Below are 19,449 nucleotides of genomic sequence, written 5' to 3'. Positions count from 1 at the left end.
TGCGCGATGTCGCGCCCTTGAGTCCACGCGGGCTTTTGCTAACCTGCCGCTCGCACGCAGCTTTCCGCGAGAACGCATGGAACAAGTGACGCTTCACGGCGACGGCATCTCGGCAACCATTGTCGGGCAGGGGGCCGAGCTCATCTCCTTGCGCAATGCCGAGGGTCTGGAGTTTTTGTGGCAGGCCGGGCCGGAATGGCGGCGGCATTCGCCGGTGCTGTTTCCGATCGTCGGCCGGCTGAAGGGCGACCAGCTCCGCCACGGGGGCCAGGTCTATCCCCTGACGCAGCACGGATTTGCCCGCGACAAGCCGTTTGTGTGGGCTGACGCGAGCCCCCGATCCTGCACGCTGGTGTTGACCGACGATGCCGATACACGCACGCGCTATCCGTTCGCCTTTCGCCTTGCCATCACCTACACGCTCGAGCGTCGCGAACTTGGTGTGAGCTTCGAGATTGCCAACACCGGCGACGAGACGCTGCCAGCCTCCATCGGTGCACATCCGGCTTTCAATTGGCCATTGCAGCCGGGGCTCGCCAAGACCGACCACCACCTGACCTTTGCCCAGGACGAGCCGGCGCCGATCCGCCGGCTGAAGGATGGCCTGGTGCTGGCTGCACCGCAGCCGACGCCCATCGAAGGCAAAACGCTGGCGCTTTCCGAACAGCTGTTCGAGGCAGACGCCGTGATCCTCGACCGGCCGGCCAGCACCAGCGTGCGCTATGCCGCCGCGAACGGTGCGGCGATCAAGATGTCGTGGCAGGGTTTTAAGGAATTGGGCATCTGGTCGAAGCCGGGCGGCGCTCCGTTCCTGTGCATCGAACCTTGGCACGGGCTTGCCAGCCCCGTGGATTTCGATGGCGAGTTCGCGGACAAGCCGGGCGTGATGCTGATCGCGCCCGGTGAAAGGCGCGTGCTGAGCTATCAGGTACGGCTCTACCATGCGCCACTGTGACCGATGAACCAGAGATAGGCGCGATGAAACTTGGCTTCATCGGCACGGGTGCCCTTACAGCGGCCATCGTCAGCGGGCTCAAATCCGTCGCGGATAACTCCGTCTCCGTGCTGCTGTCGCCGCGCAATGAAGAGATCGCCGCAGAGCTGGCAGCCCGTTATCCGGATGTGCGTATTGCTGATGACAATCAGGCGGTTCTCGATCAATGCGAACTAGTCATGCTGGCTGTCCGGCCGCAAATTGCGCATGACGTCCTGCCGGGTTTGCGGTTTCGGCGCGAGCATCACCTCATCAGCTTGATCGCCACGCTGCCGCGCGAGGAGATTGCCCGCTTGACCGCACCCGCGCACCAGGTGACGAAAGCGCTGCCCATGCCGATGATCGCCCACCGGCTGGGGGCAACGATCATCTGCCCGCCGGATGCCACTGTCGCTGCCTTGTTCGGCAATCTGGGGAAAGTGATCGAGGTCGAGAACCCAGCCGAATTCAACGCGTTGAGCGTGGCCACCGCAACCTATGCCAGCTACTTCAGATATCTCGATACGATTAACAGCTGGCTCAAGAGGAATGGCGTGGAGGAAGGGAAGGGGCGCGATTACATCGCCTCGCTTTTCAAAGCCTTGGGATGCGCTCCTGATATGTCGCCGGATGCCGACTTCATGCATCTGGCGCAGGACTATGCGACGCGCGGCGGCATCAACGAACAGGTTCTTCGCGAACTCACGGCGCGAAACGTGTTCGAGGCGCTCACCGAGAGCCTGGACGGCGTACACTGGCGCATCGTCGGCGATACGCCTTGATGGGCGGCACCTTGAAATTCCCTGATGATCAGGAGTATGGCTCCAACGGATGTTCCGGACCGTTTCAGGAGGGTCGGGGGGTGCCTGGATGCTTGAAATTGGGCTTTGTGGCAGCGGCGCTGGCTGTGCTGATTGTCTTTCCGGTCGCTGCCGCCGACATCGACCTCGCCAGCCTCTACCGCGCGCAATCGGTGACCAGCGGCACTGGCGAGGAGAACCGGGCGTGGGGCCTGGCGCCGTGCCTTGAAGAGGTGCTGGTCAAGGTTTCCGGCGACCCGCGGCTGATCGGCGACCCGCGTGTTGCGGACATGAGCCACGCGGCCGACTATGTCACTGGTGTCGGCTACCGCGACCTGCTCAATAACCGCCCGCCGCATGACGAGCAGGGCACCCACGACCGGCCGCATTACATCACCGCCGATTTCGACCCGGACAAGATCGATGCCTTGCTGGCGTCGCTCGGGCGCAAACCGTGGGCGGTGCCGCGGCCAAAAATCGTCGCACTGCTGGATGTAAGGCCGATGAAAGGCGACGGCTTCACGCTGGTGCGCGATGGCGGCGGCGAGCTTGCGGCGGATATGCGCGTTGCGCTGGCGGACGCGGCGCACCGGACCGGTTTGCCGCTGGAGTTGCCTCGGCCGTCGGACGTCGCGCTCGCCGACGTGGCCAACACGCTGGATGGCGATGCCCTGCTTGCCGGCACTTTGGTATGGCGCCAGGAAGCGCTGGGCTGGGTCGGCGACTGGCGGCTCAGCTTCAAGGATAAGGAGTATCGCTGGCAGGTACGTGGCGTCAGTTTCGACGATGCGTTCCGCAACGCCACGCGCGGAACGCTGCAGATCCTGTCGGGCAATGGAGAGCCGGAAGCCGTCACGCCCTGACTTCAAGGGAACCTTCTTGCCGGAGCGCCGTAAACAAAGTGGCGGGCAAGCTTTGAGCAAGGAGGTAGAATTGCAACATCGCCGGATCGACATTGACGGAAACAGCATCTTCTATCGCGAAGACGGCCCGCCTGATGCTCCCGTCCTTCTCCTGCCGCACGGCTATCCGTGCTCGTCCTATCAATTCCGAAGGTTGATGCCGGCACTTGCCGATCGCTGGCATACATTCGCGCCGGACTTTCCCGGCTTTGGCTACAGCGCCACGCCCGAAATGTCGGTTTTTGGCTATGATTTCGATGCCTATGCCGGGTTTCTGACAGCTTTCGCCGATGCGCTCGGCACGTCGCGCTATGCTCTCTGGCTGCACGATTATGGCTCACAGATCGGACTGCGCCACGCCATCGCACATCCCGAGCGCATCGCGGCACTCATCATCCAGAACGGCGATATATACGAGGATGTTCTCGGGCCGAAATACGCTGGGATAAAAGCCTATTGGACGGAAAAGACGCCCGAAAAGCACCGGCCGTTGGAAGAGGCGGTGAGCGAGGAGGGGTTCCGGCACGAGTTCGTCGGAGAGGTGGATTACGCTGTAGCCGAGCGCGTGCCTCCCGATCTTTGGAAACTCCACTGGCCTTTGATGGACACGCCGATCCGCCGGCGGCTCGCGGTCGGCCTGATGGAGAAGCTGGAGGCGAACCTCGGCTGGTTCCCGCGCTATCAGAGCTATCTGCGCGAGCACCAACCGCAAACGCTCATCGTCTGGGGCCCCGAGGATGGTTACATGCCGGCACAATCGGCGCATGCCTACCAGCGCGATTTGCGGGAAGCGGAGCTTCATCTGATCGATGGCGCCGGCCACTGGTTGCTCGAAACCCATTTCGATGAGGCGCTTCCGCTGGTGCGCGATTTTCTGGCGCGCGTCCACAGTCAGGAAGCGAAAGGGACGGGCAGGGCGGCCGGCCGGGCGTAGACCCCTCCGTTGCGGTCATCGGATCGATCTGCAACCATGGCGTCATGATGGAAAAGTCTGCCGCGCCCTGGCCTCTGCTGCAAATCGCGATCGAGCCGAAGTCGCGGGCCGATCAGGAGAAGCTAGCTACTGCCTTGTCGAAGCTGGCGGACGAGGATCCCTGGTTGCACGTCAAGCAGGATGCGGAATCGGGCCAGACGATCGTCGCCGGCAGGGACGAACTCCACCTCGACATAGTCATCGACCACCTGCGCCGCGAGTCTCGCATTGAGGTGAATGTCGGCGCGCCCAAGGTAGCGTATCGCGAGACGATCACCCGTAAGCACGAGCAGGACTACACGCACAATAAGCAGTCCGGTGGTACGGGTCAGTTCGCCCGCGTCAAGATTGCGTTCGAGCCGAATGGCGGTAGCTGGGACTTCGTCTTCGGGTCCAAGGTCGCCGACGGTGCGCTTCCGAACGAATATGTTGCGGGCGTCGAAAAGGGGCTGCGGAACATTCTGTCTTCAGGCCCGTTTGCTGGCTTCCCGATGCTTGGCGTGAAGGCAACGCTGATCGACGGCGCGTATCACGATACTGATTCCTCGCCCCTGACTTTCGAGATCGCCGGCCGAGCCTGCTTCCGTGAAGCCGCTCCCAAGCTGGGCGTGCAGCTCTTCGAGCCGATCATGCAAGTCGAGGTGAACACGTCGGCGGCCTATGTCGACAAAATCATCGCCGAACTGCACAGCCGCCGGGGCCTGATCCGGAGTCGGGAAATCAGCGGCGTGGTCGTCGTTGTCAAAGCGACAATGCCGCTCGCGAACATGTTCATGCTGGAGGATGCGCTCCGGTCCTGTTCGAACGGACTGGCACGCCTGCGCGCCGACTATTCCGGATACGCTCCCGTACCACTGCCACCCGGCGGCGACCCACCGGCCGCCATGGCCATGGCCAGATGACGTCGCCAAAATTCTCCTCGCGGGCAGGGTTCCTTGTCGGCCTCGGCGTCACGCCGGTCGCCTTTTTCCTGGCGCTCTATTCGGCCGGGGCCGGGCATGGCGACTATGTGCTGGCGCGACTTCTCTATCCGGTCCCCATGCTGGCAACGCTTTTGACCAACACAACGATCACCAGCCTTTCCAACGGATTGGCTGCGCTGCAGTTTCCTGCCTATGGGGCATTTGTTGCGGGCGCCGGCGGCTCCAGATGGCTGGCCCTTGGCGTCTTCCATCTTGTTGCAATCGCAGCAGCCTTCAGCGGCCTCCTGGAAAGCTTTTCGGGATGACGCTCCTGTTCGTTATCCCGGCGCGGGCCGGTCGAGCAGGAAGTCGAGGCCTTTGCGAAAGGCGCCATCCCTTGAGAAATGAAGACCACGCCAACTCATTTCGCCACTGCTTCGTCAACGTTCCTCCCGCCAAGCAATCAGAGCCGCCGGCCCGCATCTCAGTCAGCAGGGCGTATATTGGCACGTCCGTAATGGAAGCAGCAGCCACATATGAAAGTCGCATAAGATAGATTATGGAACTTGTGCATTAGACTGAAGCTGGAAATTGCTGCGATTTTCACGGGCTTGGCATGATCGACGCGTGTTGCCTTGAGCCGATGGCCAACGCTACGCTGTGTCGATGACGACAGGAAAGCGTGACATCGAAGCGGCGATCGAAGTGTTCGTGCACGGCTTCAGCACCGACAAGAGCCGTTCCTTTCCCTACGAGGCCAGCCGCGTCGGACCCTTGTGGCTGATGCGCGATGCCGAGCGCAAGAATGCACGCGACTACCGTGGCGAAGAATGGATCGTCCATGACGTCGCCGCCGAGGAAGCCGATGCCATCGTGCGGCAGCATGCGCGGCCAAGCTTTGCCGTTTCGGTCGTGATCGCGAATGACGGCCCGGACGAACCGACGCGAACTGCCTACAAGGCGCTCGGCTACCGGCTGCTGCGGACGGAAGGCTTTTTCGTCCAGTCGCTGCGCCAAATTCCAGACCCGCCAGCAATCGTCTCTATCGAACGCGTGAGGACGGCTGAACGCGCTGCACAACTGGGAAAGGTCATACGCAGGCGGCCACTTCCAGACGATCAACTCGGCGACGATGCGCCGTTTCGCCAGTATGTGGCGCTCGATGGCGACGCCATCGTCGGGCGTGTGCGCAGCATAGACGCCATCGGCGCCACATGGTGCTCGGCAATGTTTGTCGAGCCTTCGCACCGGCGTCGAGGCATCGGCCAGGCGCTGATGGCCAAAATGCTGCATGACGACAAAGCGCATGGGTCGCGGTGCTCGATGCTGTTGGCGACGCGTGCCGGAGCGCTGCTTTATCCCCGCATGGGCTATGAGCGGATTGGAACGCTGCTGATCTTCGCGCCGAAGAACCGAACGTCCTTATAAGATCTGCTCGTATCATGCTGTCTCATAAAGGAATTTCGATCACCATGCCGTCATAGGCCGGAGTGACGTTGGCCGGCACCTCGGCCTTCACCGTGGCATAGTCGAGCGGCACATGCATATGCGTCAGCACGGCCTGTTTCGGCGCCAGTTTTTCAATCCAGCCAAGCGCCTGACCGAGCGACAGATGACTGGGATGGGTATGGTACTGCAAGGCATCGATGACCAGCATTTCCAGGCCGAGCAGCCGCTCGGCGGTGGTATCCGGGAAGTCGCTTATATCGGGGCAGTAGGCCAGCCCGCCGATGCGGAAGCCGAGCGAAATGATGTCGCCATGGATCTGCGGCAGCGGCTCGAGGGTGAGGGCACCGCCCTCGCCTTCGATCGTCACCGCCCTTGCGTGATCGATGATGTGCGGCCTGACGATCGGCGGATAGGAACTGCCAAGCGGCGTCTCGAAGCAATAGCCGAACGCTTCGCGCAGCCTGAGCATGGTCGGCTGGTCGGCGTGGACATCGATCAAATGGCGCTGCTCCAGCACGTAGCCGCGCAGATCGTCGATGCCGTGGATGTGGTCGGCGTGCGGATGCGTATAGACGACGGCGTCGATGCGCCGGACCGCCGCCATCAGCATCTGCTCACGGAAATCAGGCCCGGTGTCGATGACGACCGTGGTTCTGGCGCCGTTGGCTGCTATCCGCTCGACGAGCGCGGCTGAGCGTGTACGCCGGTTTTTCGGATTGGCCGGGTCGCAATTGCCCCAATCGCCGGTGATGCGCGGCGTGCCAGGTGACGAGCCGCAGCCGAGGATGGTGAGGCGCAGCCGGTCGCTCATGCGTCAGAGCCCGGCGGGCCGCGGCATCTTGCCGAACAGCCGGAAGAAGTTTGCCGTCGTCAGCGTCGCGATCTCGGCTTCGCCAACGCCGACCGTCTCCGCCAGCACCTTGGCTGTATGCGCGATATAGGCCGGCTCGTTGCGTTTGCCGCGGAACGGCACCGGCGCCAGATACGGTGCGTCGGTCTCGACCAGCAGCCGGTCATGCGGCACATCGGCTGCGATGGCGCGTAAATCGGCGGAGTTCTTGAAGGTCAGTATGCCCGAGAAGGACACATAGCCACCAAGCGCCACGCCGACCTCTGCCAGCCGTCGCCCCGACGAAAAACAATGCAGGATGAAGGGGAAGGCGCCCTTCCCTGTTTCGTCTTCGAGGATGGCAGCCATGTCGTCATCGGCATCGCGCGAATGGATCACCAGCGGCAAGCCGGTCTCGCGCGCGGCCGCTATGTGAGTGCGAAAGCCCTGCGCCTGCGCATCGCGTGGCGCCTTGTCGTAAAAATAGTCGAGCCCGGCCTCGCCGATCGCCACCACCTTCGGGTGCGCGGACAGGCGCACAAGGTCCTCAGCCGTCACATCCAGCTCTTCGCCGGCATTGTGAGGATGAGTGCCGACCGAGCAATAGATTTCGTCGAAACTCTCGGCAATCTCAAGCACTTGCGCAAACCGCTTCACGCGTGTCGAGATGGTCACCATGTGACCTATACCGGCAGCCTTGGCGCGGGCGACGATGGCCGCCCGCTCCTCGGTGAAATCCGGAAAGTCGAGATGGCAATGGCTGTCGACGAGCATCAGGCGCTCGCCTCAGGGTTTTCGACATAACGCGGAAACACACCCTCCGGCGCGGGCAGCGCCGTGCCGGGCACCAGCGCATAGTCGGCATGGACATGCGCGAAGTCACGCTTGTCCGCCGGCACCGCCAGCAGGTCCAGCAGCTTGCCGGCCGACCCCGGAATGTAGGGCTGGCACAGCAATGCCACGCGCCGCACCAGTTCGGCGGTCGTCCACAGCACTGTTTCCATGCGCGCCGGATCGGTCTTCTTCAGCGCCCAGGGCGCCTGCGAGGCGAAGTAGCGATCCGCTTCCGCCACAACGCCGAAGATCGCCGCCAACGCGAGATGGATGCCCTGTTCCGCCATCGCGTGGCGCGCGGTACCCAGCGCTTCCACCGCCTGGTCGAGGATCGCGCTGTCGGCTTCGGTCAGCTCGCCGCGATGCGGCACCACGCCGCCGCAGTTCTTGGCGATCATCGACAGCGAGCGCTGCGCCAGATTGCCGAGACCGTTGGCGAGATCGGCATTTGTGCGGTTGACGATCGCGTCATGGCTGTAGCTGCCGTCCTGGCCGAATGGCACCTCACGCAAGAAGAAATAGCGCACCTGGTCGAGGCCGTAATGCTCGACCATGGTGAAGGGGTCTACGACATTGCCGACCGACTTCGACATTTTCTCGCCGCGGTTGAACAGGAAGCCATGCGCGAAGACGCGCTTCGGCAGTTCGATGCCGGCCGACATCAGGAAAGCCGGCCAGTAGACAGCATGGAAGCGGACGATGTCCTTGCCGATAATGTGCGTGGCCGGCCAGTAGCGCCATTGCTCGGCCTTGGTGTCGGGATAGCCGGCAGCGGTGATGTAGTTGGTCAAGGCATCGACCCAGACATACATCACATGCTTGTCGTCGCCGGGCACCGGCACGCCCCAATTGAAGGTCGTGCGCGAGACCGAGATATCCTTGAGGCCGGATCTGACGAAGCTCATCACCTCATTTCGGCGCTCGGCCGGACCGACGAAATCGGGCTGGCTTTCGTACAGCGCAAGCAATTTGTCCTGATAGGCGGAAAGCCTGAAGAAGTAGCTTTCCTCCTCGTTCCACTCGACCGGCGAGCCAAGCGGCTCGCGCCGCACGCCGTCGTCGCCGAGCGTGGTTTCGCTCTCTTCGAAATAGGCTTCCTGGCGGACCGAATACCAGCCGCTATAGCGGTCGAGATAGATGTCGCCATTGGCCGCCATAGCCTTCCAGATCGCCTGACACGACTCGTAGTGGCGTGGTTCCGTCGTGCGGATGTAATCATCATTCGAGCCGCCCAGGACCTCTGTCATCGAACGGAAGATCGCCGAGTTGCGGTCGGCAAGCGCGAGTGGCGTTATGCCTTCCTTCTCGGCCGTCTGCTGCATCTTGAGGCCGTGTTCGTCAGTGCCGGTGAGGAAGAGCACGTCCTTGCCGTCCAGGCGCTGGAAGCGGGCCAGCGCGTCGGTCGCAATGACCGTATAGGCGTGGCCGATATGCGGCTTGCCGTTCGGATAGAAAATTGGTGTCGTGATGTAGAATGTGTCGCGTGACATGAATGAACCGTCATGAATGGCCGAATGAATGTGAGCGGTGGATATCGCATCGAGACGGCGATTGCCATCCCGCCCCAATGCCGAAACCGGTCACATTCGCATTGCGGAATTCAGGCGGTCGATCATGGTCAAGGCGTGCTGCTTCTTGTCAAGATTGTAGGTATCGGTCTCAGATATGGCGTTCAGCGCCTCGTGCCAAGTGTCGGACAGCGTTTTCGCCCGCGCGAGATCCCCAGCCAGCGCGGCTTCACTGGCGCCGGTGGAGAGCAGATCGAGCGCGCGGCGGTTGAAGATGTCGAACTGGATCGCCTGGTCGCGGCCGGCGACGGCCTCGGCAAGGCGATAGGCGCCGGCGATGTCGCTCCTGCCCGACGTGACCAGGGCGTCGAGGGTGCCGGCAATCTCCAGCCCGCCATATTGGGTCAGAAGGATCGCATTGCGGGCGCTGCCCCCTGCCCGTTCCGCTAGTGCCGCGCGCGCAGCAGGATCGGAAGGTGGCGGCGGCTCGACGGTCTCCAGAACACTCATCAGGCTGCCGGCATCGAGCGGCGTCAGCCGCACCATCTGGCAGCGCGAACGGATCGTCGGCAAAAGGCTGCCCGGCGCATGCACGATGAGGATGAACAGCGTGCGGCTCGGCGGCTCCTCGAGGTTCTTCAGCAAGGCATTGGCGGCGTTGGTGTTCATGTCGTCGGCCGGATCGACGATCACCACCCGGTAGCTGCCGTCATGCGAGGTCAGCGACAGGAAGCGGTTGACCTTGCGGATCTCGTCGACGGTGACGACGGTCTTGAAACTCTTGGTCTTGTCGTTCAGCGGCCGGGTCAGGTGCAGCACGCCGGGATGCGCCCCGGTGGCGATCTGGCGAAACAGCGGTGAGGCCGGATCGGGAACGGCAAACGTGTCCGGCGCCTGGTCGAAGGCCGGATGCTTCAACAGATGGTGCGCCAGGTGAAAGGCAAGCGTCGCCTTGCCGATGCCGACCGGCCCGGCAAAGATCAACGCATGCGGCAGTTTTCCCGAGCGATAGGCGGCAGCGAGCATCGCGGCCGCCTGCTCATGGCCGACCAGGCGCAGCGTCTCGGACGGCTCCGGTACACCGTCCAGCGTGTCGTGCTGCTCGGGAGCGATGCGTTCGAAGATCATGCGGGCGCCGCCTGTCGGTTGCGCGCGGGCGCCCTCGCCTCAAGTGCGGCGAACACCACCGCGGTGATGACATCCTCCACCGCAGCGGGAGGCGCCGACGCGTCGATCACGATGCAGCGGTCCGGCTCGGCGGCTGCGATCGCCAGGAAGGCGTCACGGCGGCGCTGGTGGATGTCCAGCGTCTCCTTTTCGAAGCGGTCCGGACCGTCCTCGGCGCCACGCCGCGCGGCGGCGCGCCGCAAGCCCTCGGCGGGGTCAATGTCAAGGATCAGCGTCATGTCCGGCATCATGCCGTTGATGGCGACCTCCTCCAGAGCTTCCATGAAAGCCGGATCGAGGCCGCCGGTGACGCCCTGATAGACGCGCGACGAATCCAGGAAACGGTCGCAAAGCACGATGGAGCCGCGCTCCACCGCCGGCCGGATGACCTGCTCGACATGGTCGGAGCGTGCGGCGGCAAACAGCAGCGCCTCCATCTTCGGCCCGAAAGGCTCGGCGGCGCCGGACAGGAGCACGTGCCTGACCGCCTCGGCGCCGGGTGACCCCCCGGGTTCGCGGGTGAGGAGGACATCGTATTTCTTGGCGCGCATCTTCTGGGCCAGCCGCTCGATCTGCGTCGACTTGCCGGCGCCCTCGCCGCCTTCGAAGGTGATGAAAAATCCGCTTGCCAATCGAAAGGCCTTTGTCCTGCTTTGCGCTGGTGTCTTAGTCCGCGCCCGAGAAAAGGTCCACGCCGCAGGAACTCAACGCAGCCAGCCTACGGCCAGTTCCCTGGCGGCATCAAACGCTCGTTGCGGCAGTGTGCCGACGCCAACCGATTCGGCGGCGAAAAGCGGGGTTTCCTGGCTCAGCGTGTCGCCGATCCAGACGCGCAGCGCGCCGACGGGCTGTCCCTCCTCCACCGGCGCCGATACCGGCCCCTGATAGACGATCCTGGCGGTCAGCTTGTCGCGGTTGGCGATCGGCAGCAGGACGTCGATGGGCGCCTTTGCCTTCAGCGCTACGCTGGATTTGGCGCCGCCGAACACCTGGGCCTCGCCGACCACTTCGTTGCTGGCGAAAATCTCGGTCTTCTCGAAGGAGCGGACGCCCCATTCAAGCAGCTTGCGCGCTTCCTCGGCGCGCTCGCGGTCGTTGGCCAATCCGCTCATCGCCGCGATCACCCGCGTCCCGTCATGGCTGACCGAGCCGACGATGCCGAAACCGCCCGCCTCACTCGACCCGACCGCCAGCCCATCGGCACCGATGCCCATGGCCAGCAACGGGTTGCGGTTCTTTTGCGAGATCTTGTTCCAGGTGAAATCGGCCCGGCCGTAATAGAGATAGAGATCCGGATATTCGCGCCATATATGCAGACCAAGCTGCGCCAGTTCGCGCACTGTCGTCTGCTGGCCGTCGGCTGGCAGGCCGGTGGAATTGACAAATGTCGATTTCGGCAGCCCGATCTGGCGCGCGCGATCGTTCATCTGAGCGGCGAAATTCTCTTCCGAACCGGCCATGCCTTCGGCCAGCACCATGCAGCCGTCATTGGCGGCCTGTATGGTGACCCCCTGGATCAGGTCCTCGACCCGGACCGCCGATTTAAGCTTGGCGAACATGGTCGACGTTCCCGAAGGCGCACCGCCCTTGCGCCAGGCATTTTCCGAAACCACGAAGGTGTCGTCGAGGCTCATGCGCTTCGACTTGATGGCGTTGAAGACCATCTCCATGGTCATCAGCTTGGCCATCGAGGCCGGCGGGATCGGTTGGTCGGCATCCTTGGAAAACAGCACCGTGCCGGTTTCGGCATCGATCATGAAAGCCTGCGTGGCCTTGGTCTCGAAAAGCTGCGCGTTGGCCGGAACCAGCGCGGCAAGCAAGAAGCCAAGGCCAAAAAGCCCGGCAAAAGGGTGGAAAAGGCGAAATCGCATGAAGAGGCTTGACCTGTTAGCCGGCAGAAACTTGCCGCAACGCTATCAGGCTTCTTCCCGGCGGATCAACCGCGCAATCACAAAACCGGCGTGCCTTTGTTGGTCAGTTGCGCACAGCCAGCGCGTCCGGCGCGCCATGCGACCATGCCGCGCGCAAGAGGTCGTCGACATTGCCGTGGCCATCCGGATAGAGATTGACCGCGTACCAGTCATTGCCGTCGAGCTCGGTGCTCTGGATTTCCGTCCTGCCGAAGGGTTTTAGGGCCGCAGCCACCCGCTTTGCCTCGGCGGCATCGTCGAAGGAGCCGGCGGCGACATAGTCGGAAACGGCAGGCGCCGCCTGCGGGTTGGATTTCTTCCACGATTGCAGGATGTCGGCTGGCGACATGCCCTGGTCGTCAAGCGCTGCAAAGACGTCGGCGCGCTGTACGCGCTCATCCGCATAGGAGAGCGAAGCCACGGCAAAGGACGATTCCGGGCGCTGAGGCACGATCGGCCCGAATTCAGGCAGCGTCACATCGCTTGAGGCCGGTGCCTGCATCGACATCACTGGCTGTGTGTCGGAATTCGTCAACTGACCAGGAAACGGCACTACGGCAGGGGGTGCGCCAACAGATAGGCTCGGCGAAGGTCCGTTCATCGCCACCATGACGCCGGTCGGCAAGCCATCGGACGGGTCCGGGCGGTTGTTGCCCGGGCGATAGGAGGCGACCAGATATTGGTCGTCGTCGCCGTCGAGCGGCGCGCGGCCGATATATTCCACTTTGACCCTGGCCGTGCCGACCTTGGCATAGTCGAGCATTTGCGCGGCGCGTTCCGAGACATCGATGATGCGTCCCTCATGATAGGGGCCGCGGTCGTTGACGCGCACGATGACCGAGCTTCCGGTCTCGGTGTTGGTGACACGGGCATAGCTCGGCAGCGGCATGGTCGGATGCGCCGCGGTCAGATGGGTCATGTCGTAGACTTCGCCATTGGCTGTGAGACGACCGTGGAAGGCATCGCCATACCAGGAGGCGAGACCGACCTTGGCGTAGCGCTTGTCTTCCTTAGGGTAATACCACTTGCCGCGCACCTGATAGGGCTTGCCCAACTGGTCGCGGCCGCCGCCGCGCCGCATGTACTGAACGCGCGGGCTGGCCTTCACGCCGTACTCGGTCTCGGCAAAATATTCCTTCGAGCGAGGCTTCTTGTAGACCATGGCTTTCGGCTCGGACTGCGGCGACGCGCACGCGGCCAGCAACGCAGCCGAAAGAGCGCACAACACCAAAGCAGGAGCGCGACGAAGACGCCGATGCGTCGTGGTCTGCATGTTTTCCGATGTCCCCTACCGTCTCGACACAGGCGCCGCTTCTAGAATTTCGGCGGAGCCAGATGAGCAATGCCTGCGACGCGCCAATCCCCATCCCTTGTGCGCAGGAATTGTTTATCAGCGTATTAATCGATTGTGTCCGGAACCGGGCAGGAATGTGGCGGCCAGGTCCCGGGCTGGCCGGGCGCCAGTGAGGAGGCATCCGAGACCTCTGTCCTTTGGAGTCTGGGTGTGAACCTGTGGCATGAAGCGCGGCTGCCTGGAACCGACCGACCCGAGATACGTTCTGCGCCTCATGGATGAATTCATTGAACGTTTCGGGCAACAGACGTGGCTGCCCTTTTCCGTAATTTCAGCCAGGCTTTTGCTCGCGGCCGTCCTTGGCTCCATCGTTGGGATCGAACGCGAATGGCGCAACCGGCCGGCCGGATTGAGGACACACATCCTAGTCTGTGTTGCGACGGCTCTAATTGCCATCCTCACGATCGAGATTACTCATCTTCACGTCTTCGATGGTCAGGAAATCGCCATTGATCCTATCCGCTTGATCGAAGCCACGACTGCCGGCGTGGCATTTCTGGCCGCGGGCTTGATCTTCTTCTCCAAGGGCGAGGTTCAAGGGCTTACCACTGGGGCGGGCATGTGGCTGGCAGGCGCCATAGGCCTGGCGGTTGGGCTCGGGTTCTGGCAGATCGCGGCTTTGGCTACCTTGCTCGCACTTGTCGTGCTGGGTCTTCTGCAACTTGTGCAGGTCGGCAGCAAGGATCGCAATTAGATCCCGGCTCCTTCGAAAACGGGTTCGCAGCTCCGTTCGGGTAACGAACGCCACCCCCTATTATCCATGGCAGCGCCGATGGTTGACTTGGCGATGGGCAACGCTCTAGAGAAATGAACCGCAAGCTGGTCCGGAAGGATAGGTATCATTCGATACCAACTGTCGTTCACTGGGTCGGTTGATGTTCCTAGATGATTGAAAAGTCACGTTGGAGGGATGGCCGAGCGGTTTAAGGCACCGGTCTTGAAAACCGGCGTGGGTGCAAGCCCACCGTGGGTTCGAATCCCACTCCCTCCGCCAGATATTTGGCTACCGTGCTGAATTGCCTCTGTATTTTCAAAGAGGGCCAAATCTTTCCTAAGTTATTCCTAACTTCCTAAAACGAAGAAGCCTGCCACCGCGAGGCAGCGGGCCAGCGTGAGCGCAAACGTTGCGCCAGCCTCAGGATCAACGTTCGTCCTGGCGATAGAGCCGTTTGGTCGCGCGGTCGCTTTCCATGCGTTCTGCAGGACCACGGTGGCGTCGGGTCATAAGAACGTATGCCATCAATAGGGCCAGCAACAGTGGCCCACCAGCAACGACGATCAACCACATCACACTTTCAAACATGAGGCATCTCCTTCACGTCACAACCGTCAAGGAGAAGAACCGTTCCGTTCAAAGTTACAGCAACACCAGCACCTCCTGCGACTGAGGGCCGTTTTCCCATGTGACCGTTTCGGAAATCCGGGCTCCGCTGCAACAAAAGGCTGCGGCTGCACGTTGCGGTTGATCATTCAACCAGGAGCAAAGCAAATGGCCGACGACAAAACGAAGACGGACTTCCGCGATCGGGACCGCGTCTCTGCCGATGAGGATTATGAAGTCGAGTATTTCGCCACCAAGGCCGGCATCACCCCGCAGCAGGTCAAGGAATTGATCGCGAAGCACGGCAACCGACGCGAGACGCTGGAGCGGGAAGCGAAGGCTCTGGGGAGCGGTAGGTAGGCCGGCATGCCAGAGTACCAGGTGGAAGAGTGGCATGGAGAGGAGTGTGTCTCAACTCAGGCCACGAGCGCCGATGATCCGTTATCTGCGGTAGAGAAGGTCACGGGCCAAAGGGTGTCGCCTAGAGCGCTTCAGGAGCATTGGTTTCGTGTGGTCGATGAAGATGCGCGAAGCACGCATGAATTCAGCCTTGAGGACGGCGGCTCGGCTGGAGATTTCGCAAAATAGCCATGACCAGAATCTCGGACCTGCATTGGGACCAACGCTGCAGATAGGCGAGAAAGGTGCAGCCGCCGGGCGGACCCGACGGCTTATCGTCGATTGGATCGCTGCCGCCGCATGGGGCCTTAAGGCGCGGCCGGCGCCAGCTTGGCGGCTACTTGGTCGATCTTGTCGGCAAGTACGCTATTGGCCCAATCTGTCACCTCAGGGTCAACGGGCTTGTTGGCCATTTGGGCAAGGGCTGCATCGATCGATGGGACGTTGGCAGCGGCAGCTGTGGCGGCGGTCTGAGCAGCGGCCGCATCCTGGGTGGCGTCATCGAGCGCTGCCTGTGCTGCATCGAGGTCGGCCTGCGTCGGGACATCTTCGGGCGGGGTATTCGGGTCAGCCGCTTTCGCATTCAGCGCGTCGAGCGCCGCTTTGGCGTCGGCAACCGCCTGATTAGCGGCATCGAGCGCCGATTGAGCGTTCTTGGCTATTGCCGACTGTGTCACAAAAGCCTGCACGCCAGCGAAGTTCTTGCTCTTGGAGTGCATAAAGGCGTTGGCGTTGCGCTGCAGTGAGTTCAATCGGCCCAGCTTGGCATGGATATTCTTTTCCTTGGACACTGAACCGGTAGCGGCCTTGGCGACCTGGCCCTTGGCGGATGCCGACTTGCCGAGCGAACCGCCGCCTCCGCCATTGCCGCCAGCATTACCGTTTCCTCCGCTATTGCCATTGCCATTGCCGTTACCGTTACCATTGCCATGGCCGTTACCATGGCCGTTGCCACCAGCAGCAGCCAGGGCCGGCGACACCAGAAGCGAGAACACCGCAAATGCAGCAAAAAGGGTCTTTCGGGATGTCATAACTACCTCCGAGATTGCCACCGCCACTAACCGCTATAGCGGGCAACATGAGGAATCGCTAACACAAAGGGTAAACTTGGATATAGCTGTGCTTTCATTGCGACAACGAAGCGGCCGGCCGGCGAAACGCCAACCAGCATAACTCTTTGAAATTGCTGAAGTAGATCACCCTCGTTGGGACCGGCCGGCCTTCCGAACTCAAAGGTCCTAGACCGATCGGACCAAGGTCTTAAGCCGTGGTTTCGGCCGCGACTCAGAAGTCGTGACGGCGCGGCGACCTTCGGTAGTCGGCACCGTATCGGCCTGAGGCCGAGCTCGACATCGATCCGCTGCTGTGTCCCAAAACACCGCCTAAGTGGTTGTATTAACTGTCTTTTGATGTAAGCGCTAGTCTGAGGTAAATTTCGACCGGCATCTGGCGGGCTTACGTTATGCAGCATCGAACGTTCTTTGGCGGCAAGGTCACCGAGATCCCCACTTCGTTACATTGCGATCCCAGGGGAATGCTGACCGCTATCGAGTTCAGCGGTTACAATTTCCAAGCCGTGCGGGCGTTCGTCGTCACCGCGCCGCGCGGCACGTCGCGGGGCGGACATGCACACGGCTCGGGCCGGCAATTGATGATGCAGCTGTCGGGCGAGATCGGCATCGAATTTCGCTATCAGGAACAGATCGAACGGCTGACGCTCACCGCATCGAACCGCGCGGTGCTGGTCGATGCCCCGGTGTGGGCGCTGCAGACCTATGAAGGCGAGAACCCGTCTTTGCTGGTTTTCTGCGATACCGAATACGACCCTGAAAACTACGTATCGAACCCCTGATGACACTCATCGGGAAAGGAGAGGCCGCGATGCGCGCCAGGACATGACAGCGCCTCGCGGCAGAATGGCTATTCTCGGCGCCGGCATCATGGGCGCCAGCCTCGCTCTCATGATGGCCCGCAGAGGCTACGCGGTGTCCCTCTTCGACAAGGAGAGCGAGCCGATGGCCTGCGCCAGCCGTTGGAACGAGGGCAAGATTCATCTCGGCTATCTCTACGGGAACGATCCCTCGCTGCTGACCGCCCGGCATCTGCTTTCGGGAGGACTGTGTTTCGGCAGGCTTGTTTCCGAGCTGATCGGAAGCAATCTGGAAGCGCACACGACCTTTTCGGAAGACCTTTATCTGGTCCATCGCAACTCGATCGTCGCTGCCGAGGCGCTGGGGGCGATCTTTGAACGTGTGGATGTATTGGTGCGCAGCCACGCTGACGCCACCAGCTACCTTGCCGACGTATCGGCGGCGCGGTCGAAACGGCTTTCCAGAACTGAATTGGCCGATGTCACCAACTCGGACCAGATCGTCGGCGGCTTCCAGGTGCCGGAGCGATCCATCAACACGCGATGGGTTGCCGACCGGCTTTGCGCCGTGCTTCGGGGTGAACCCAACATCAGCTTGCGAATGGCGGCCAAAGTCCTGTCGGCAAAGCCGGTGGACGGAATTGACGGGAAATGGCGCGTGGCGGTCGCAGGCGAGAAAAGCGAGGCGTTCGACATTGTCGTCAATTGCCTATGGGAGGGGCGGCTGGCTGTCGACCGCACGGCCGGCATCGAGCCGGTTCCCGGATGGTCGCACCGCTACCGGCTTTGCCTGTTCGGCCGCACCAGCCAGCCTGTCGATGTGCCGTGCGCGGTCGTCGCCCTTGGCCCATTCGGCGACATAAAAAACTATGACGGGCGTAACTTCTATCTCTCCTGGTATCCGAGCGGGTTGCTTGCGGAGAGTGGCGTATTGTCGATTGAAACGCCACAAGCGCTCGATGCCGACGCACGACAGCGGTTCATCGGCGACGTTCGCGCCACGCTCACCCGGTTGGTGCCCAGTGTTTCCAGCATGTTCGACGATGCCGAGGAGCTTGAGGCGCGCGGCGGCTTCGTGTTTGCGCAAGGGCGTGGTTCGCTCAGCGACCCGAAAGCCACGATCCATTGCCGCGACCAATTCGGGATCAACCGCTTCGGCAACTACATCTCGGTCGACACAGGTAAATATTCGACGGCGCCGTGGCTTGCCGACAGGCTGGCGCGGCAAATCTGCGGGATCGACTGAATGTGTGAGACAGAACAGGGCGGCGCGAAGCAGGTAGCGCAGAAACAAGTCGAGCTTCGATCCGGCTGGCGGCCGAAGGTCACGGCGCTGGTGCCATGCTACAATTCGGCGGCATTCATTTCGCGTACGCTGGACAGCCTCGCCGCGCAGACCTGGGACAATATCGAGATCCTGGTCGGCGAGGACAATTCGACCGACGCGACATTCGAGATCGTTTCGGCCTTCGCCGGCGGCCGCGACGATGTCCGCATCCTGCGTCGGGACAAAAACCTGGGATGGCTGAAGAATTCCAACGATCTGATGGCCAATGCCAGCGGCGAATTGATGTTCTTTGCCTTCCATGACGACGTCATCGATCCAAACTATATCGAGGCGCTGGTGCGGGCGCTCGATGCCAATCCCGAGGCCGTACTGTCGTTCAGCGATGTCGAAGTGATCGAAGTCAGAGGCGAAAGTGCCACGTGGAAGTTCGACCTGCTGGAGGGCTTGCAGGACGGTTTTGCGCGTGGCCGAGTGATGGCGCGCCAGCCGCATGGATGGTGGGTCCCCAACCGTGGGGTATTCAGGGCCTGGGCGTTCCACCGCAGCGGCGGGATCAAGCCCAACAGCCAAGGCGAATTCAGCGCCGACTGGACCTGGCTTCTGCATCTGTCGCTGCTCGGCGGCTTTGTCCGCGTGCCGCAAGTGCTCTGCCACAAATACTATCGGGCGGGCAGCATCAGCCGGCGCTGGGAACGCAACAGCACCCAACGAAGGGCATTGAGGGCGGCGGGGATAAGGGAGGTCTGGCACAGCGAGGCCGGCCTTGCACAGAGAACCTTCCTCGCTGCCTATATCGCCTTGCGGCCGTGGCGGTGGCTGCCGCGATCGCGAGAAGCGGAAAGACGGCGAAACAGGCAATCGGTGCATGGCAGCCCGGACAATTAAGAATGGCGCCGGCGACGTGTCAAAGCGGCTGCGTCAAGACACCCTGCCCGGCCAACGACGATTTCCGCGCATATCCGGCTGCCCC

General features: G+C 62.1%; 20 protein-coding genes, 1 tRNA gene and 1 pseudogene. 13 read left to right on the top strand and 9 right to left on the bottom strand.

The window, feature by feature from the left end:
• Positions 1–76: 76 nt before the first annotated feature.
• The 7 genes and pseudogenes from NKK50_RS15000 to NKK50_RS14970 all read left to right on the top strand — a co-directional run bounded on the left by NKK50_RS15000 (position 77) and on the right by NKK50_RS14970 (position 5,978).
• On the top strand, positions 77–955 hold the full coding sequence (locus NKK50_RS15000; RefSeq protein ID WP_352499971.1) for an aldose 1-epimerase family protein: 879 nt from the start codon (positions 77–79) through the stop codon (positions 953–955).
• Positions 956–978: 23 nt separating this feature from the next.
• Complete coding sequence (locus tag NKK50_RS14995) at positions 979–1,755, top strand: pyrroline-5-carboxylate reductase (RefSeq protein ID WP_352499972.1); 777 nt, start codon at positions 979–981, stop codon at positions 1,753–1,755.
• Positions 1,755–2,636 carry a DUF8605 domain-containing protein gene (locus tag NKK50_RS14990; RefSeq protein WP_352543613.1) on the top strand — a complete coding sequence of 294 codons (882 nt, stop codon included), beginning with the start codon at positions 1,755–1,757 and terminating at the stop codon, positions 2,634–2,636. Before NKK50_RS14995 ends, NKK50_RS14990 begins: the two co-directional genes overlap by 1 nt.
• A gap of 70 nt (positions 2,637–2,706) precedes the next feature.
• Positions 2,707–3,609, top strand: a complete 903-nt coding sequence (locus NKK50_RS14985; RefSeq protein ID WP_352499973.1) for an alpha/beta fold hydrolase — start codon at positions 2,707–2,709, stop codon at positions 3,607–3,609.
• 41 nt (positions 3,610–3,650) lie between these two features.
• Positions 3,651–4,550, top strand: a pseudogene (locus NKK50_RS14980) (translation factor GTPase family protein); the annotation flags it as partial.
• Positions 4,547–4,876, top strand: a complete 330-nt coding sequence (locus tag NKK50_RS14975; protein WP_352543600.1) for a hypothetical protein — start codon at positions 4,547–4,549, stop codon at positions 4,874–4,876. The pseudogene NKK50_RS14980 and the gene NKK50_RS14975, both read left to right, overlap by 4 nt.
• A 340-nt stretch (positions 4,877–5,216) precedes the next feature.
• Complete coding sequence (locus NKK50_RS14970) at positions 5,217–5,978, top strand: GNAT family N-acetyltransferase (protein WP_352499974.1); 762 nt, start codon at positions 5,217–5,219, stop codon at positions 5,976–5,978.
• Positions 5,979–6,000: 22 nt separating this feature from the next.
• Here the strand turns inward: NKK50_RS14970 and NKK50_RS14965 are convergent, their stop codons facing one another.
• From NKK50_RS14965 to NKK50_RS14935, 7 genes are all read right to left on the bottom strand, one after another.
• Positions 6,001–6,810: an MBL fold metallo-hydrolase gene (locus NKK50_RS14965; protein WP_023745047.1), complete on the bottom strand. Its 810-nt coding sequence runs from the start codon at positions 6,808–6,810 to the stop codon at positions 6,001–6,003.
• A gap of 3 nt (positions 6,811–6,813) precedes the next feature.
• Positions 6,814–7,602 carry a TatD family hydrolase gene (locus NKK50_RS14960; RefSeq protein ID WP_023696113.1) on the bottom strand — a complete coding sequence of 263 codons (789 nt, stop codon included), beginning with the start codon at positions 7,600–7,602 and terminating at the stop codon, positions 6,814–6,816.
• Complete coding sequence (metG, locus tag NKK50_RS14955) at positions 7,602–9,152, bottom strand: methionine--tRNA ligase (RefSeq protein ID WP_023745048.1); 1,551 nt, start codon at positions 9,150–9,152, stop codon at positions 7,602–7,604. The genes NKK50_RS14960 and metG overlap by 1 nt, the downstream gene beginning before the upstream one ends.
• Before the next feature lie 90 nt (positions 9,153–9,242).
• On the bottom strand, positions 9,243–10,298 hold the full coding sequence (locus tag NKK50_RS14950; protein WP_023835238.1) for a DNA polymerase III subunit delta': 1,056 nt from the start codon (positions 10,296–10,298) through the stop codon (positions 9,243–9,245).
• On the bottom strand, positions 10,295–10,969 hold the full coding sequence (gene tmk / locus NKK50_RS14945) for a dTMP kinase (protein WP_023668949.1): 675 nt from the start codon (positions 10,967–10,969) through the stop codon (positions 10,295–10,297). Before tmk ends, NKK50_RS14950 begins: the two co-directional genes overlap by 4 nt.
• Positions 10,970–11,041: 72 nt before the next feature.
• Positions 11,042–12,208, bottom strand: coding sequence for a D-alanyl-D-alanine carboxypeptidase family protein (locus tag NKK50_RS14940; protein WP_352499975.1), 1,167 nt, complete (start codon positions 12,206–12,208; stop codon positions 11,042–11,044).
• 103 nt (positions 12,209–12,311) lie between these two features.
• Entirely contained in the window at positions 12,312–13,520 is a 1,209-nt protein-coding gene (locus NKK50_RS14935; RefSeq protein ID WP_023835237.1) for a septal ring lytic transglycosylase RlpA family protein, read from the bottom strand.
• Positions 13,521–13,764: 244 nt separating this feature from the next.
• On the opposite strand from NKK50_RS14935, the gene NKK50_RS14930 reads away from it, so the two are divergent.
• Both NKK50_RS14930 and NKK50_RS14925 read left to right on the top strand, forming a co-directional pair.
• Positions 13,765–14,295, top strand: a complete 531-nt coding sequence (locus NKK50_RS14930) for an MgtC/SapB family protein (protein ID WP_023728036.1) — start codon at positions 13,765–13,767, stop codon at positions 14,293–14,295.
• A gap of 210 nt (positions 14,296–14,505) precedes the next feature.
• Positions 14,506–14,595, top strand: a tRNA-Ser gene (locus tag NKK50_RS14925).
• A 147-nt stretch (positions 14,596–14,742) separates the two neighbouring features.
• On the opposite strand, the gene NKK50_RS14920 is transcribed toward NKK50_RS14925, so the two are convergent.
• Positions 14,743–14,904 carry a hypothetical protein gene (locus tag NKK50_RS14920; RefSeq protein WP_023691300.1) on the bottom strand — a complete coding sequence of 54 codons (162 nt, stop codon included), beginning with the start codon at positions 14,902–14,904 and terminating at the stop codon, positions 14,743–14,745.
• A gap of 186 nt (positions 14,905–15,090) precedes the next feature.
• Here NKK50_RS14920 and NKK50_RS14915 point away from each other — a divergent pair, with 186 nt between their 5' ends.
• On the top strand, positions 15,091–15,282 hold the full coding sequence (locus NKK50_RS14915) for a DUF3606 domain-containing protein (protein ID WP_023668952.1): 192 nt from the start codon (positions 15,091–15,093) through the stop codon (positions 15,280–15,282).
• Positions 15,283–15,629: 347 nt separating this feature from the next.
• Here the strand turns inward: NKK50_RS14915 and NKK50_RS14910 are convergent, their stop codons facing one another.
• Complete coding sequence (locus tag NKK50_RS14910; RefSeq protein WP_023668954.1) at positions 15,630–16,352, bottom strand: hypothetical protein; 723 nt, start codon at positions 16,350–16,352, stop codon at positions 15,630–15,632.
• Between the two features lie 431 nt (positions 16,353–16,783).
• Here NKK50_RS14910 and NKK50_RS14905 point away from each other — a divergent pair, with 431 nt between their 5' ends.
• The 3 genes from NKK50_RS14905 to NKK50_RS14895 are packed head-to-tail and all read left to right on the top strand — an operon-like array spanning position 16,784 to position 19,364.
• A complete protein-coding gene (locus tag NKK50_RS14905; RefSeq protein WP_023696117.1) occupies positions 16,784–17,173 on the top strand; it encodes a sugar 3,4-ketoisomerase in 390 nt (129 codons plus the stop codon).
• 43 nt (positions 17,174–17,216) lie between these two features.
• Positions 17,217–18,437 carry an FAD-dependent oxidoreductase gene (locus NKK50_RS14900; protein WP_352499977.1) on the top strand — a complete coding sequence of 407 codons (1,221 nt, stop codon included), beginning with the start codon at positions 17,217–17,219 and terminating at the stop codon, positions 18,435–18,437.
• Positions 18,438–19,364, top strand: a complete 927-nt coding sequence (locus NKK50_RS14895) for a glycosyltransferase family 2 protein (RefSeq protein WP_352499978.1) — start codon at positions 18,438–18,440, stop codon at positions 19,362–19,364.
• Positions 19,365–19,449: the final 85 nt, after the last annotated feature.

The organism is Mesorhizobium sp. M0001, from assembly GCF_040324255.1.
In the GTDB taxonomy this organism is placed as follows: domain Bacteria; phylum Pseudomonadota; class Alphaproteobacteria; order Rhizobiales; family Rhizobiaceae; genus Mesorhizobium.
The sequence above is the reverse complement of the archived record's forward strand: the minus strand, read 5'-3'. Positions and strand labels throughout refer to the sequence as shown.

Bases quoted from the DNA above. Each gene is read 5' to 3' on its own strand.
- NKK50_RS15000 (WP_352499971.1), top strand. From the start codon at position 77: ATGGAACAAGTGACGCTTCACGGCGACGGCATCTCGGCAACCATTGTC.
- NKK50_RS14995 (WP_352499972.1), top strand. From the start codon at position 979: ATGAAACTTGGCTTCATCGGCACGGGTGCCCTTACAGCGGCCATCGTC.
- NKK50_RS14990 (WP_352543613.1), top strand. From the start codon at position 1,755: ATGGGCGGCACCTTGAAATTCCCTGATGATCAGGAGTATGGCTCCAAC.
- NKK50_RS14975 (WP_352543600.1), top strand. From the start codon at position 4,547: ATGACGTCGCCAAAATTCTCCTCGCGGGCAGGGTTCCTTGTCGGCCTC.
- NKK50_RS14970 (WP_352499974.1), top strand. From the start codon at position 5,217: ATGACGACAGGAAAGCGTGACATCGAAGCGGCGATCGAAGTGTTCGTG.
- NKK50_RS14965 (WP_023745047.1), bottom strand. From the start codon at position 6,810: ATGAGCGACCGGCTGCGCCTCACCATCCTCGGCTGCGGCTCGTCACCT.
- NKK50_RS14960 (WP_023696113.1), bottom strand. From the start codon at position 7,602: ATGCTCGTCGACAGCCATTGCCATCTCGACTTTCCGGATTTCACCGAG.
- metG (WP_023745048.1), bottom strand. From the start codon at position 9,152: ATGTCACGCGACACATTCTACATCACGACACCAATTTTCTATCCGAAC.
- NKK50_RS14950 (WP_023835238.1), bottom strand. From the start codon at position 10,298: ATGATCTTCGAACGCATCGCTCCCGAGCAGCACGACACGCTGGACGGT.
- NKK50_RS14940 (WP_352499975.1), bottom strand. From the start codon at position 12,208: ATGCGATTTCGCCTTTTCCACCCTTTTGCCGGGCTTTTTGGCCTTGGC.
- NKK50_RS14935 (WP_023835237.1), bottom strand. From the start codon at position 13,520: ATGCAGACCACGACGCATCGGCGTCTTCGTCGCGCTCCTGCTTTGGTG.
- NKK50_RS14930 (WP_023728036.1), top strand. From the start codon at position 13,765: ATGAAGCGCGGCTGCCTGGAACCGACCGACCCGAGATACGTTCTGCGC.
- NKK50_RS14920 (WP_023691300.1), bottom strand. From the start codon at position 14,904: ATGTTTGAAAGTGTGATGTGGTTGATCGTCGTTGCTGGTGGGCCACTG.
- NKK50_RS14915 (WP_023668952.1), top strand. From the start codon at position 15,091: ATGGCCGACGACAAAACGAAGACGGACTTCCGCGATCGGGACCGCGTC.
- NKK50_RS14910 (WP_023668954.1), bottom strand. From the start codon at position 16,352: ATGACATCCCGAAAGACCCTTTTTGCTGCATTTGCGGTGTTCTCGCTT.
- NKK50_RS14905 (WP_023696117.1), top strand. From the start codon at position 16,784: ATGCAGCATCGAACGTTCTTTGGCGGCAAGGTCACCGAGATCCCCACT.
- NKK50_RS14900 (WP_352499977.1), top strand. From the start codon at position 17,217: ATGACAGCGCCTCGCGGCAGAATGGCTATTCTCGGCGCCGGCATCATG.
- NKK50_RS14895 (WP_352499978.1), top strand. From the start codon at position 18,438: ATGTGTGAGACAGAACAGGGCGGCGCGAAGCAGGTAGCGCAGAAACAA.